14 protein-coding genes are annotated in these 12,267 nt (G+C 59.8%); 11 read left to right on the forward strand and 3 right to left on the reverse strand.

The features are described 5' to 3' along the window. The first annotated feature begins 57 nt into the window (after positions 1 to 57). A complete protein-coding gene (crc, locus tag AC3IUE_RS31710; RefSeq protein WP_007934608.1) occupies positions 58 to 837 on the forward strand; it encodes a catabolite repression control protein Crc in 780 nt (259 codons plus the stop codon). Between the two features lie 182 nt (positions 838 to 1,019). Here crc and AC3IUE_RS31715 read toward each other — a convergent pair whose 3' ends face one another. Further along, positions 1,020 to 1,388: a DUF4870 domain-containing protein gene (locus AC3IUE_RS31715; protein ID WP_429511573.1), complete on the reverse strand. Its 369-nt coding sequence runs from the start codon at positions 1,386 to 1,388 to the stop codon at positions 1,020 to 1,022. Positions 1,389 to 1,417: 29 nt separating this feature from the next. After that, positions 1,418 to 2,140, reverse strand: coding sequence for a ribonuclease PH (gene rph / locus AC3IUE_RS31720; protein ID WP_046045041.1), 723 nt, complete (start codon positions 2,138 to 2,140; stop codon positions 1,418 to 1,420). A gap of 269 nt (positions 2,141 to 2,409) precedes the next feature. Between rph and AC3IUE_RS31725 the strand changes: the two genes are divergently transcribed. The 6 genes from AC3IUE_RS31725 (at position 2,410) to AC3IUE_RS31750 (ending at position 7,718) form a co-directional block, all read left to right on the forward strand. After that, positions 2,410 to 3,273 carry a YicC/YloC family endoribonuclease gene (locus AC3IUE_RS31725; protein WP_008150145.1) on the forward strand — a complete coding sequence of 288 codons (864 nt, stop codon included), beginning with the start codon at positions 2,410 to 2,412 and terminating at the stop codon, positions 3,271 to 3,273. Between the two features lie 12 nt (positions 3,274 to 3,285). Continuing rightward, on the forward strand, positions 3,286 to 3,906 hold the full coding sequence (gene gmk / locus AC3IUE_RS31730; protein WP_033059345.1) for a guanylate kinase: 621 nt from the start codon (positions 3,286 to 3,288) through the stop codon (positions 3,904 to 3,906). A gap of 167 nt (positions 3,907 to 4,073) precedes the next feature. Then, on the forward strand, positions 4,074 to 4,337 hold the full coding sequence (rpoZ, locus tag AC3IUE_RS31735) for a DNA-directed RNA polymerase subunit omega (protein ID WP_007894670.1): 264 nt from the start codon (positions 4,074 to 4,076) through the stop codon (positions 4,335 to 4,337). A gap of 56 nt (positions 4,338 to 4,393) precedes the next feature. Then, complete coding sequence (spoT, locus tag AC3IUE_RS31740; protein WP_008150141.1) at positions 4,394 to 6,499, forward strand: bifunctional GTP diphosphokinase/guanosine-3',5'-bis pyrophosphate 3'-pyrophosphohydrolase; 2,106 nt, start codon at positions 4,394 to 4,396, stop codon at positions 6,497 to 6,499. 24 nt (positions 6,500 to 6,523) lie between these two features. After that, the gene (locus tag AC3IUE_RS31745) at positions 6,524 to 6,904 is read left to right on the forward strand and encodes a RidA family protein (RefSeq protein WP_003229509.1); all 381 of its coding nucleotides are present in this window, start codon (positions 6,524 to 6,526) and stop codon (positions 6,902 to 6,904) included. Between the two features lie 73 nt (positions 6,905 to 6,977). Beyond that, positions 6,978 to 7,718: a hypothetical protein gene (locus AC3IUE_RS31750; RefSeq protein WP_489264648.1), complete on the forward strand. Its 741-nt coding sequence runs from the start codon at positions 6,978 to 6,980 to the stop codon at positions 7,716 to 7,718. 140 nt (positions 7,719 to 7,858) lie between these two features. Here AC3IUE_RS31750 and AC3IUE_RS31755 read toward each other — a convergent pair whose 3' ends face one another. Continuing rightward, positions 7,859 to 8,716, reverse strand: a complete 858-nt coding sequence (locus AC3IUE_RS31755) for an SDR family oxidoreductase (protein ID WP_489264649.1) — start codon at positions 8,714 to 8,716, stop codon at positions 7,859 to 7,861. 189 nt (positions 8,717 to 8,905) lie between these two features. On the opposite strand from AC3IUE_RS31755, the gene exbB reads away from it, so the two are divergent. The 4 genes from exbB (at position 8,906) to AC3IUE_RS31775 (ending at position 12,258) form a co-directional block, all read left to right on the forward strand. Further along, a complete protein-coding gene (exbB, locus tag AC3IUE_RS31760) occupies positions 8,906 to 9,874 on the forward strand; it encodes a tonB-system energizer ExbB (protein ID WP_462000226.1) in 969 nt (322 codons plus the stop codon). 6 nt (positions 9,875 to 9,880) lie between these two features. Continuing rightward, the gene (gene exbD / locus AC3IUE_RS31765; protein ID WP_008150131.1) at positions 9,881 to 10,309 is read left to right on the forward strand and encodes a TonB system transport protein ExbD; all 429 of its coding nucleotides are present in this window, start codon (positions 9,881 to 9,883) and stop codon (positions 10,307 to 10,309) included. Next, positions 10,306 to 11,052 carry an energy transducer TonB family protein gene (locus tag AC3IUE_RS31770; protein ID WP_489264652.1) on the forward strand — a complete coding sequence of 249 codons (747 nt, stop codon included), beginning with the start codon at positions 10,306 to 10,308 and terminating at the stop codon, positions 11,050 to 11,052. The genes exbD and AC3IUE_RS31770 overlap by 4 nt, the downstream gene beginning before the upstream one ends. A 276-nt stretch (positions 11,053 to 11,328) precedes the next feature. Then, complete coding sequence (locus AC3IUE_RS31775; RefSeq protein ID WP_008150125.1) at positions 11,329 to 12,258, forward strand: hydrogen peroxide-inducible genes activator; 930 nt, start codon at positions 11,329 to 11,331, stop codon at positions 12,256 to 12,258. Positions 12,259 to 12,267: the final 9 nt, after the last annotated feature.

The following is a 12,267-nucleotide window of genomic DNA, read 5'->3' on the forward strand; positions in this document are numbered from 1 at the left end:
TTAGCTAATTAGGTTGACGCCGTGTATCATACACGCACGCGATTTTTGGGGCCATTTATGCGGATCATCAGTGTGAACGTCAATGGTATTCAGGCTGCAGTGGAGCGAGGTTTGCTCAGTTGGCTGCAAGCACAGAATGCCGACGTCATCTGCCTGCAGGACACCCGCGCCTCCGCCTTTGAACTGGACGATCCAGCTTTCCAACTGGATGGCTACTTCCTTTATGCCTGCGAAGCCGAAGTTCCCGCCCAAGGTGGCGTGGCTTTGTATTCGCGGCTGCAACCGAAGGCAGTCATCAGCGGTCTCGGCTTCGAGACGGCCGACCGCTACGGGCGCTACCTGCAAGCAGATTTCGACAAGGTCAGCATCGCGACCTTACTGCTCCCTTCGGGGCAGAACGGCGATGAAGACTTGAACCAGAAGTTCAAGCTAATGGACGATTTCGCCCGTTATCTGGATAAACAGCGACGCAAACGTCGCGAGTACATTTACTGTGGCTCGCTGTACGTGGCGCAACAGAAGCTGGATATCAAGAACTGGCGTGACAGCCAGCAATCCCCGGGCTTCCTGGCACCTGAACGTGCCTGGATGGACGAGATTGTCGGCAACATGGGCTATGTCGATGCCCTGCGTGAAGTCAGCCGTGAAGGTGACCAGTACAGCTGGTGGCCGGATAACGAACAGGCTGAAATGCTCAACCTCGGTTGGCGTTTCGACTATCAGTTGCTGACTCCGGGCCTGCGTCGCTTCGTACGTAGCGCACGCTTGCCACGTCAGCCACGGTTCTCGCAGCACGCACCGCTGATCGTGGACTACGACTGGACGCTGACCATCTAAGCGTCTTTTCGCACACACAAAAAAGCCGACATCGCTGTCGGCTTTTTTGTGCGCGCTGATTCTTGGCTTTTTGTAGGAGTGAGCCTGCTCGCGATAGCGGTGTGTCAGGCGACATCAACTCTGGATGTCAGACCGCAATCGCGAGCAGGCTCGCTCCCACAGGGGAGAGTCAGCGCTGGTCGTTATTTGATCAACCGCCAGGTGAATGGATACCGGTAAGGCACCCCTTCATTGGCCTTCACGCCGGCGATGATCGTCAGCACCAGCGCACCGATCGCCAACAGACCGAACAGGAAGAACCCGACGATCACCACCATCAGCAGCAAGCAGATGGCGGAGGCAATGGCGACGGTGATCTGAAAGTTCAGCGCCTCCTTGCCTTGAGCATCAACAAACGGGTCCATCTCGCGCTTCATCTGCCAGAGAATCAGCGGGCCGATCAGCGTACCGAACGGAACCCAGATCCCCAGCAAGGCGGACAGGTGACAAAACATTGCCCACTGCCGAACCTCTTTGCTCGGGGTGGGAAGTAGCTGTTGCTCGTCACTCATGGCGTCCTCCTTGGTTGGAGCAGATCCGATCAGTCGGCCAGTGCAGCCTTTTGCAGTTCGAAGATTTCGGACATGCCTTTCTTCGCCAACTCAAGCATAGCGTTCAGTTCTTCCGGCTGGAACGGAGCGCCTTCGGCAGTGCCCTGGACTTCGATGAAGCCGCCAGTGCTGGTCATTACTACGTTCAGGTCAGTCTCGGCGGCCGAGTCTTCCAGGTAGTCAAGGTCGAGTACCGGCTCACCCTGGTACATGCCCACCGATACGGCAGCGATCATTTGCTTCAGCGGGTCGCCGCCTTTCAGGCCGCCGCGCTTCTTGATCACTTTCAAGGCATCGACCAGTGCAACCATGGCGCCGGTGATGGACGCGGTACGGGTGCCGCCGTCAGCCTGGATCACGTCGCAGTCGACGTACAGGGTGACGTCGCCCAGCTTGGACATGTCCAGCGAAGCGCGCAGGGAACGACCGATCAGACGCTGGATCTCCAGGGTGCGGCCGCCTTGTTTGCCGCGGCTCGCTTCACGCTGGTTACGCTCGCCAGTGGCGCGCGGCAGCATGCCGTATTCAGCGGTCAACCAGCCTTGGCCCTGACCTTTGAGGAAACGCGGCACGCCGTTTTCGACGCTGACGGTGCAGATGACTTTGGTATCACCGAACTCGACCAGTACAGATCCCTCGGCGTGTTTGGTGTAGTTGCGGGTAATGCGGATCGAGCGGAGCTGATCGGCAGCGCGACCACTTGGACGTTTCATAGGGAATACCTGTACGGGGGACGGAAAACTGCGGAGCATTATAGAGCCGCAGGGCCACGAGTGGGCACTTCTAAAAAATCCCCCGACGACTGAAGGCCCTGCACAGCGCTTTGCCGACGACCTGCTGCCCTTTGTCACACCGTGTGTTTGGGCGCATTCGCCCCACTGCGCTACAATCCTGCGCCTTTGCTGCCTCTGGGCTTAAATTCATATAGATCAGGCCTGCGAAACCTTTGGTAACGTATGAACCTGCATTGCGAGGTACCTCCATGGTGCACAGCATGACCGCCTTTGCCCGCGTCGAAAAAGCCGGCGCCCAAGGCACCCTGAGCTGGGAACTGCGCTCGGTCAACAGCCGCTACCTGGAGCCGCATTTGCGCCTGCCTGAGTCCTTTCGCGACCTCGAAGGCGCGGTCCGCGAAGCACTGCGCCAGGGAATCTCGCGCGGCAAGCTCGAATGCACCCTGCGCTTCACCGAAGAAAATACCGACAAACCACTGCAAGTGGACCGCGAGCGCGCCGCGCAATTGGTCGCCGCCGCCGAGACCATCGCCGGCCTGATCAAAAATCCGGCCGCGCTGAACCCGCTGGAAGTCCTGGCCTGGCCCGGCGTGCTGGTGGGCGATGCGACCGACCCGCAAGCCTTGAATGCAGAAGCACTGGCGCTGTTCAACGAAGGCCTGAAAGAACTCAAGGCCGGCCGCGAGCGCGAAGGCGCGGAGCTGGCACGGTTGATCAATGATCGCCTGACCTCTATTGAAGAAGATGTGGTGACCCTGCGTGAACTGGTCCCGCAGATGCTTGCCACCCAGCGCCAGAAAGTGCTCGACCGCTTCGCCGACATGAAGGCCGAGATGGACCCGCAGCGGTTGGAGCAGGAAATGGTCATGCTCGCGCAAAAGAGCGACGTCGCCGAAGAACTGGATCGCCTGAGCACTCACATCATCGAAGTTCGCCGGGTGCTCAAATCCGGTGGCGCTGCCGGTCGACGCCTGGACTTCCTGATGCAAGAGCTCAACCGCGAAGCCAACACACTGGGCTCCAAAGCCTTCGACCCGCGCAGCACCCAGGCGGCGGTCAACCTCAAAGTGTTGATCGAGCAGATGCGCGAACAAGTGCAGAATATTGAGTAAGGCAACCCTGACATGACCCACAGCACCGGCACCCTGTACATCATTTCCGCACCTTCGGGCGCGGGCAAGAGCAGCCTGGTCAAGGCCCTGACCGACGCTGATCAGGAGATCCGCGTCTCCGTCTCCCACACCACCCGCGCCATGCGCCCCGGTGAAGTGAACGGCGTGAACTATCACTTCGTCGAACGCAGCGAGTTCGTGAAGATGATCGAGCATGGGGATTTCCTCGAGCGCGCCGAAGTGTTCGGCAATCTCTACGGGACCTCGCAAAGCCATTTGCAGCAGACCCTGGATGAAGGCCACGACCTGATTCTGGAAATCGACTGGCAAGGCGCCGAGCAAGTGCGCAAGTTGATGCCCCAGGCGCGTTCGATCTTCATTCTGCCGCCGTCTCTGCAAGCCTTGCACCAGCGCCTGACCAATCGCGGCCAGGACAGCGACGAGATCATCGATGGCCGGATGCGCGAAGCCGTCAGCGAAATGAGCCACTACGTCGACTACGATTACCTGATCATCAACGACGATTTCGCCCACGCACTGCGCGATTTGCAGGCAATTTTCCGTGCCAATCAGCTGCATCAGAAACGTCAGCAGCAGCGTAACGGAAAACTTTTGGCTGAATTGCTCGGCTAAACAGCTCTTCCCAAAACTGCTGCAAGGGCTTTACATTGGCACTTGCAGCGCGTTGAAGGGCTTGGTCAAAAAATCAGCGCTTCCCTAATCGCTGGTGATTTTTTAAACTGTTGAGTCCGCTCGCCCAACCGGGCAGCGCGCATATTGCATTCGCTCCGAGGAATACCATGGCCCGCGTAACCGTTGAAGATTGCCTAAACCACGTGGAAAACCGCTTTGAGCTGGTCATGCTGTCTACCAAGCGTGCCCGTCAACTGGCCACCGGCGGCAAAGAGCCACTGGTTCAGTGGGAAAACGACAAGCCTACCGTTGTAGCCTTGCGTGAAATCGCTGAAGGCCTGATGAGCTACGAGTTCATCGCCAACGCTGAAATCGTCGAAGACGAACCGCTGTTCGCAGCGTTCGAGGACGAGTCCAACGAGGCAGTCTAAGCCATGCCTGGTCGACGTAGCACGGCGCGGGGTCACAGCGAACGGCAGGAATTATCATGCCGAGCATAGACGCCCTCGCCGATCGCTTATCGACCTACCTCGGCAAGGACCAGGTCAACCTGGTCCGCCGAGCGTACTTCTACGCCGAACAAGCCCACGACGGCCAACGCCGCCGTAGCGGCGAGGCGTACGTCACGCACCCACTCGCGGTTGCGAATATTCTTGCCGACATGCACATGGACCATCAGAGCCTGATGGCTGCGATGCTGCATGACGTGATCGAAGACACCGGTATTGCCAAGGAAGCGCTGCAAGCGCAATTCGGTGAAACCGTGGCCGAACTGGTCGACGGGGTCAGCAAACTGACCCAGATGAACTTCGAGACCAAGGCCGAAGCCCAGGCTGAAAACTTCCAGAAAATGGCCATGGCCATGGCCCGCGACATTCGCGTGATCCTGGTCAAACTGGCTGACCGCCTGCACAACATGCGGACCCTGGAAGTCTTGTCCGGCGAAAAACGCCGACGGATCGCCAAGGAAACCCTGGAAATCTATGCGCCCATCGCCAACCGGCTGGGCATGCACGCCATCCGCATAGAATTCGAAGACCTCGGCTTCAAGGCGATGCACCCGATGCGTTCCGCACGGATCAACCAGGCGGTCAAACGCGCCCGGGGTAATCGCAAGGAAATCGTCAACAAGATCGAAGAGTCCCTCAGCCACTGCCTGGCCATCGACGAAATCCAGGGCGAAGTCAGCGGCCGTCAGAAACACCTCTACGGCATCTACAAGAAAATGCGCGGCAAGCGTCGGGCCTTCAACGAGATCATGGACGTCTATGCGTTCCGGATCATCGTCGACAAGGTCGATACCTGCTACCGCGTGCTGGGTGCTGTGCATAATTTGTACAAACCGTTGCCAGGTCGCTTCAAGGATTACATCGCGATCCCCAAGGCCAACGGCTACCAGTCGCTGCACACCACATTGTTCGGCATGCACGGTGTTCCGATCGAGATTCAGATCCGCACCCGTGAAATGGAAGAGATGGCCAACAACGGCATCGCCGCCCATTGGCTGTACAAATCCAGCGGCGACGAGCAGCCAAAAGGCACTCATGCCCGCGCCCGCCAGTGGGTCAAAGGCGTGCTGGAGATGCAGCAACGGGCCGGCAACTCGCTGGAGTTCATCGAGAGCGTGAAGATCGACCTGTTCCCGGACGAGGTCTACGTGTTCACGCCCAAAGGCCGGATCATGGAGCTGCCCAAAGGCTCCACGGCGGTCGACTTCGCTTACGCGGTGCACACCGACGTGGGCAACAGCTGCATTGCCTGTCGGATCAATCGTCGTCTCGCACCGCTGTCCGAACCGCTGCAAAGCGGCTCCACGGTCGAGATCGTCAGCGCCCCCGGGGCACGACCGAATCCGGCGTGGCTCAACTTCGTGGTCACCGGCAAGGCGCGGACTCACATCCGCCATGCGCTGAAACTGCAACGCCGCTCCGAATCCATCAGCCTCGGCGAACGCCTGCTGAACAAGGTTCTCAACGGTTTCGACAGCTCGCTGGAGAAAGTCGCAGCCGAGCGCGTCAAGGCGATGCTCACCGAGTACCGCCTGGAACTGATCGAAGACCTGCTCGAAGACATCGGCCTGGGCAATCGCATGGCTTATGTGGTCGCCCGCCGACTGCTTGGTGAAGGCGAACAGCTGCCGAGCGCGGAAGGCCCGCTGGCGATTCGCGGCACCGAGGGCCTGGTACTCAGTTACGCCAAGTGCTGCACGCCGATCCCGGGTGACCCGATTGTCGGCCACCTGTCCGCGGGCAAAGGCATGGTCGTGCACCTGGACAATTGCCGCAACATCAGCGAAATCCGCCACAACCCGGAAAAATGCATCCAGCTCTCGTGGGCCAAGGATGTCACCGGCGAATTCAATGTCGAGCTGCGCGTCGAACTGGAACACCAGCGCGGCCTGATTGCTCTGCTGGCCAGCAGCGTCAACGCGGCCGACGGCAATATCGAAAAAATCAGCATGGACGAACGCGATGGTCGCATCAGCGTGGTCCAACTGGTGGTCAGCGTGCACGACCGCGTGCACCTGGCTCGCGTGATCAAGAAACTGCGCGCCCTGACCGGGGTGATTCGCATCACTCGCATGCGTGCGTAAGCCACTCATTACAAGGAGTCATTCATGACCAAAACAGTTATCACCAGCGACAAGGCCCCGGCCGCCATCGGTACTTACTCCCAGGCGATCAAGGCTGGCAACACCGTTTACATGTCGGGCCAGATTCCTCTGGACCCAAAAACCATGGAACTGGTTGAAGGCTTCGAAGCCCAGACCGTCCAGGTGTTCGAGAACCTCAAAGCCGTGGCTGAAGCCGCTGGCGGTTCGTTCAAGGACATCGTCAAACTGAACATCTTCCTCACCGACCTGAGCCACTTCGCCAAGGTCAACGAGATCATGGGCAAGTACTTTGACCAGCCTTACCCTGCCCGCGCCGCCATCGGCGTAGCGGCCCTGCCAAAGGGTTCGCAGGTTGAGATGGATGCCATTCTGGTCATCGAGTAAATGCGTACGGCGCAGCCTTTAAAGGGCTGCGCTGACCGATCTTGTAAAGAAAGGGTTCTGAAAGGATTCCACCATGCGCCATGCGCTAGCTCTCTCGCTGGTCGCCCTACTCTTGGGCGGTTGTGCCAGCAACCCTGCCGACCGTGACATCAGCGGCACCTGGATCAATCAGGTGGCGATCGATGCTGCAGCCAAAGGCGGCCCCCTGCGCGAAGCGCTCCAGGCCTATGGTCCGAACCTGGAATGGGACGTGAACACCAAGGCCGGCCAGGCCCGCTACACCAATGGTTTTGAAAATGTCGACGGCAAGTTGCTGGGCGAAGCGTCCGGCGCCTGGAAGGTCGACTTTTATGGCAGCTCCGCCAGTGAGCTGAAGCGTGACGGCAAGCAACTGAGCCAAATCGCCAGCGACAATGAGCCGGAGCAAGTCTTCGACCGCGCGCAGGTTACGGTGCCGGACGGCGCACCGGTGGGTGCCAGTTTCGAACGCGCACTGTATTCGGCCTACATGGGCGGCAGCTGGAAAGTCGTCAGCGGTCCCGGTGAAGGCAATACCGTGCAATTCCAGGCTGACGGCCAGGTTGCCGGCCTGCCGGGGGCGGATCGCTATGCCCTGTGTCTGGCGGGCGATTGCGCGTCGATGAGCGGCGGCAACGACAACATGTGGCTGCAACTCAACGGCCAGGGCAATACCTGGATCTTTGCGCGCAAGGGCAAAGAGCTGGAGATCTTCCAGACCATGAACACCGCTCAGGCGGACGAGATGCCATCGTTCACGTCGGGTGATCGCAAGTGGTTGCTCGAGAAGCAATAACCCGGCCATAAGGCCAACGCATAACCAATGTGGGAGCGAGCTTGCTCGCGATGAGGCCGTAACATTCAACATCATCGTTGACTGTTATGCCGCCATCGCGAGCAAGCTCGCTCCCACATTTGGTTTGTGGTGACCGGAAGTTAGCCGCGGCCTTCAAGAATCGCGGCGTATCCTTCGCGATAGCTTGGGTACTTCGGTGTCCAGCCCAAGGCTTTCGCCCGAGCATTGCTGCATTGCTTACTGCCAGTGCGACGCACGCTCGCGTCTTCGGCCCATTCGGTTACGCCCAGATACTCACGCAACCAGCCCACCACTTCGGCCAGTGGCGCAGGCGCATCATCCACACCGATGTAGACGTCATCCAGCGCCACGCCGCGACGATCCGCTTCAAGCAGACACGCCATCAACCCCGCAGCATCGTCGGCGTGAATACGATTGCCGTACAACGGTGGATCGACGGCCACGCGATACCCCCGGCGGACCTGAGTCAGCAGCCTTTCGCGACCGGGGCCGTAAATGCCGGTCAAACGTACGATGCTGGCCGGGATGCCGCTATCGAGCGCCACTTGCTCCGCCTCTAGCATCAATCGACCCGAATAGCCTGTTGCAATGGTCGGCGAAGTCTCATCGACCCACTCGCCATCCTGCTGGCCATAGACACTGCTGCTGGAAACAAACAGCAGGCGATTTGGCACCTGCCCGTAGTCGTTCAGCCATTCCAGAACATGCTGCAAGCCCTGCACATAAGCGGCGCGATAACCGGCTTCATCGTGATCGGTGGCAGCCGCGCAATACACCAGGTAATCCACCGCACCGACTGGCCAGGTCGCTGGACAGTCTTCATTGAACAAGTCACCGGCAACGCCGATCACGCCCTTTGGCAGACGCGAGACATCACGCCGCAAGCCGTGAACCTCCCATCCGCCAGCCAACAATTGCGTGGCCAGACGACTACCAACATCACCACAGCCGGCGATCAAAACAGAAGGCGCGGACATCAGAAAACTCCCATCAGAAAGGCACAGACTAGCGCTGGCAATGGACGAGCGGCTAGCAATGAAGGAAAAAAAGATACTCTATTACTTTTGTTAACAAGAATTACTTGCAATAATGCCTGCCACTTTTGTTCTCGGCCTCACGAGGCCTGGAAGAACATTTACCGTCTTTTTCTCTCAGGTCCGGCCAGCATGACACGCAATCAATTCCCCGCTTCGCCAACCAAACGACCTCGCGCCTGGAGCGCGGTGGCCGCCCTGCTGCTCAGCCTGATGCTGGCGCCGACCGCCGCTTTCGCTGACGCACAAGCGCCAGCCGCTCCGGCAGCCACTGCTGCTCCAGCTCCAACTCCAGCTGATCATGTTACCCCGGCTGCGACCGACCCGGCCCAAGCCGTAGACACCACCGCCGAAGACGTTCCGGAAGTCCTCGAAGCCGACAACACCCTCGGCATGGCCCACGACCTGTCGCCGTGGGGCATGTACCAGAACGCCGACATCATCGTGAAAATCGTGATGATCGGTCTGGCCATCGCCTCGATCATCACCTGGACCATCTGGATCGCCAAAGGCTTCGAGCTGATGGGCGCCAAGCGTCGACTGCGCACCGAAATCGTCCACCTGAAAAAAGCCACCACCCTTAAAGAAGCCAGTGTGACAGCCACCAAGCAAGGCACCCTCGCCAATTTGCTGGTGCATGACGCCCTGGAAGAGATGCGCTTGTCGGTCAACAGCCGCGAGAAAGAAGGCATCAAGGAACGCGTCGCCTTCCGCCTCGAGCGTCTGGTTGCAGCCTGCGGTCGCAACATGAGCAGCGGCACCGGCGTCCTCGCCACCATCGGTTCCACTGCGCCGTTCGTAGGTTTGTTCGGCACCGTGTGGGGCATCATGAACAGCTTTATCGGCATCGCCAAAACCCAGACCACCAACCTCGCCGTCGTGGCTCCCGGCATCGCCGAAGCCCTGCTGGCGACTGCACTGGGTTTGGTTGCAGCGATTCCAGCCGTAGTGATCTACAACGTATTTGCCCGCTCCATTGCCGGTTACAAGGCGCAAGTATCCGATGCCTCGGCTGAAGTCCTGCTGCTGGTCAGCCGTGACCTCGATCACCTGCCGACCACCGAGCGCTCCGCGCAACCCCACATGGTCAAAGTAGGGTAATCAGCCATGGGCTTGCATTTGAAAGAAGGCGCAGACGACGATCTGGCCGAGAACCACGAAATCAACGTCACGCCGTTCATCGACGTGATGCTGGTGCTGTTGATCATCTTCATGGTGGCGGCCCCGCTCGCCACCGTGGACATCAAGGTCGACCTGCCCGCTTCCAGCGCCAAACCGGCGCCGCGGCCGGAGAAACCGGTGTTCCTCAGCGTCAAGGCTGACCAACGCCTGTTCCTCGGCGAAGACGAAGTGAAAGCCGAAGCACTCGGCGCCACCCTCGACGCCAGGACCAAAGGCAAGAAAGACACGACGATCTTCTTCCAGGCCGATAAAGGCGTGGATTACGGCGACCTGATGAGCGTGATGGACAACCTGCGTTCCGCCGGTTACCTGAAGGTGGGTCTGGTCGGACTCGAGACGGCAGTCAAGAAATGATCACGACGCGCCAAAAGCTGACGCGTTACAGCGCGAGCCTGGCCGTGGTGCTGGGCGTCCATGCGCTGGCCATTGCGCTGGCGCTAAACTGGACGTCGCGCCCACCGATCGAGCTGCCGCCACAGGCGATGATGGTCGAATTGGCGCCGGTTCCGGCCCCGCCACCGCCGGCACCGCCGAAGGTCATAACGCCGCCACAGCCACCCGCCCCGGTGGAAGAACTGCCGATACCGAAACTGGCTGAAGTACCGAAGGCAGAGATTGCGGTGCCGAAACCGGTCAAACCCAAGCCCAAGCCTCAACCGCCCAAGCCTGTGGAGAAAAAGCCGGAACCGCCTAAAGAGAAGCCGTCCGAGGAAAAACCGAGCGACGCGCAACCGACTCAGGCGCCAACGGAGAAATCCGCACAACCGGCACCCGGGCCATCTGCCGCGCAACAAGCCGCCAAGGCCAGTTGGCAAGGCGAATTGCTTGCGCACCTGGCCAAGTACAAAAAGTACGCCAGTGCACAGATGCGGAACAAGGAAGGCATGAACCGCCTGCGCTTCGTGGTGGATGCTGAAGGTAACGTGTTGTCGTTCGAACTGGTGGGCGGCTCCGGCAATGCCGATCTGGACAGGGCCACCCTGGAAATAATCCGCCGCGCCCAACCGCTGCCAAAGCCACCGGCTGACATGTTGACCAATGGCGCCATCGAAATCGTTGCACCGTTTGTTTACTCGCTGGAAAAACGCCGGCGCTAAAGCGCCGCTGAACCATTGTAGGAGTGAGCCTGCTCGCGATGAGGCCATCACATTCAACCTTTTCGGTGAATGGGATACCGCTATCGCGAGCAGGCTCACTCCTACAGGGATCTCTTCCAGCAGAAAAGACCGCGATCAGGCACCGAAAGGTGCCTTTTGCCTATCCGCCAGCGGCAAACCTGCTTTGCCCTGTGTCACTCAACGCACTCAGTCTGATAACGTGCGTCTATCGATTGCAGCCGGTATGCTTGGCCCGCAACTTCATGGACGCTTGCTATGACTCTTACAGAATTACGCTACATCGTTACCCTCGCCCAAGAGCAGCACTTCGGCCACGCGGCCGAGCGTTGCCATGTCAGCCAGCCGACCCTGTCGGTGGGCGTGAAAAAGCTTGAAGACGAACTCGGTGTGCTGATTTTCGAGCGCAGCAAGAGTGCCGTGCGCCTGACCCCGGTCGGTGAAGGCATTGTCGCCCAGGCGCAGAAAGTCCTGGAGCAGGCCCAAGGCATCCGCGAACTGGCCCAGGCCGGCAAGAACCAACTGACCGCGCCGCTGAAAGTCGGCGCCATCTACACCGTCGGCCCGTACCTGTTTCCGCACCTGATTCCACAACTGCACCGGGTCGCCCCGCAGATGCCGTTGTACATCGAAGAAAACTTCACCCACGTGCTGCGCGACAAACTGCGCAACGGCGAGCTCGACGCGATCATCATCGCCCTGCCGTTCAACGAAGCCGACGTGTTGACCCTCCAGCTCTACGACGAGCCGTTCTACGTCCTGATGCCGGCCCAGCACCCGTGGACCCAAAAAGAATCCATCGACGCCGCCCTGCTCAACGACAAGAGCCTGCTGCTGCTCGGCGAAGGCCACTGCTTCCGCGATCAAGTGCTGGAAGCCTGCCCGACCCTGGCCAAAGGCAACGACGGCGCCAAGCACACCACGGTGGAATCCAGCTCCCTGGAAACCATCCGCCACATGGTTGCGTCCGGCCTGGGTATCTCGATCCTGCCGCTGTCGGCGGTCGACAGCCATCACTACGCCCCCGGCGTGATCGAAGTGCGTCCACTGACGCCTCCGGTGCCGTTCCGCACCGTGGCCATCGCCTGGCGCGCGAGCTTCCCGCGGCCGAAAGCGATTGAAATCCTCGCTGACTCCATTCGCCTGTGCTCGGTGGCCAAGCCACAGGCACCGGTGGTTGCGGCCTAAGTCGCTGCC

This window comes from Pseudomonas sp. GL_093, assembly GCF_057837605.1.

Excerpts from the sequence above, each read along its gene's own strand:
- AC3IUE_RS31725 (WP_008150145.1), top strand. The coding sequence starts at position 2,410 with ATGGTGCACAGCATGACCGCCTTTGCCCGCGTCGAAAAAGCCGGCGCC.
- spoT (WP_008150141.1), top strand. The coding sequence starts at position 4,394 with ATGCCGAGCATAGACGCCCTCGCCGATCGCTTATCGACCTACCTCGGC.
- AC3IUE_RS31750 (WP_489264648.1), top strand. The coding sequence starts at position 6,978 with ATGCGCCATGCGCTAGCTCTCTCGCTGGTCGCCCTACTCTTGGGCGGT.
- exbB (WP_462000226.1), top strand. The coding sequence starts at position 8,906 with ATGACACGCAATCAATTCCCCGCTTCGCCAACCAAACGACCTCGCGCC.
- gmk (WP_033059345.1), top strand. The coding sequence starts at position 3,286 with ATGACCCACAGCACCGGCACCCTGTACATCATTTCCGCACCTTCGGGC.
- crc (WP_007934608.1), top strand. The coding sequence starts at position 58 with ATGCGGATCATCAGTGTGAACGTCAATGGTATTCAGGCTGCAGTGGAG.
- AC3IUE_RS31770 (WP_489264652.1), top strand. The coding sequence starts at position 10,306 with ATGATCACGACGCGCCAAAAGCTGACGCGTTACAGCGCGAGCCTGGCC.
- AC3IUE_RS31715 (WP_429511573.1), bottom strand. The coding sequence starts at position 1,388 with ATGAGTGACGAGCAACAGCTACTTCCCACCCCGAGCAAAGAGGTTCGG.
- exbD (WP_008150131.1), top strand. The coding sequence starts at position 9,881 with ATGGGCTTGCATTTGAAAGAAGGCGCAGACGACGATCTGGCCGAGAAC.
- AC3IUE_RS31775 (WP_008150125.1), top strand. The coding sequence starts at position 11,329 with ATGACTCTTACAGAATTACGCTACATCGTTACCCTCGCCCAAGAGCAG.
- AC3IUE_RS31755 (WP_489264649.1), bottom strand. The coding sequence starts at position 8,716 with ATGTCCGCGCCTTCTGTTTTGATCGCCGGCTGTGGTGATGTTGGTAGT.
- rpoZ (WP_007894670.1), top strand. The coding sequence starts at position 4,074 with ATGGCCCGCGTAACCGTTGAAGATTGCCTAAACCACGTGGAAAACCGC.
- AC3IUE_RS31745 (WP_003229509.1), top strand. The coding sequence starts at position 6,524 with ATGACCAAAACAGTTATCACCAGCGACAAGGCCCCGGCCGCCATCGGT.
- rph (WP_046045041.1), bottom strand. The coding sequence starts at position 2,140 with ATGAAACGTCCAAGTGGTCGCGCTGCCGATCAGCTCCGCTCGATCCGC.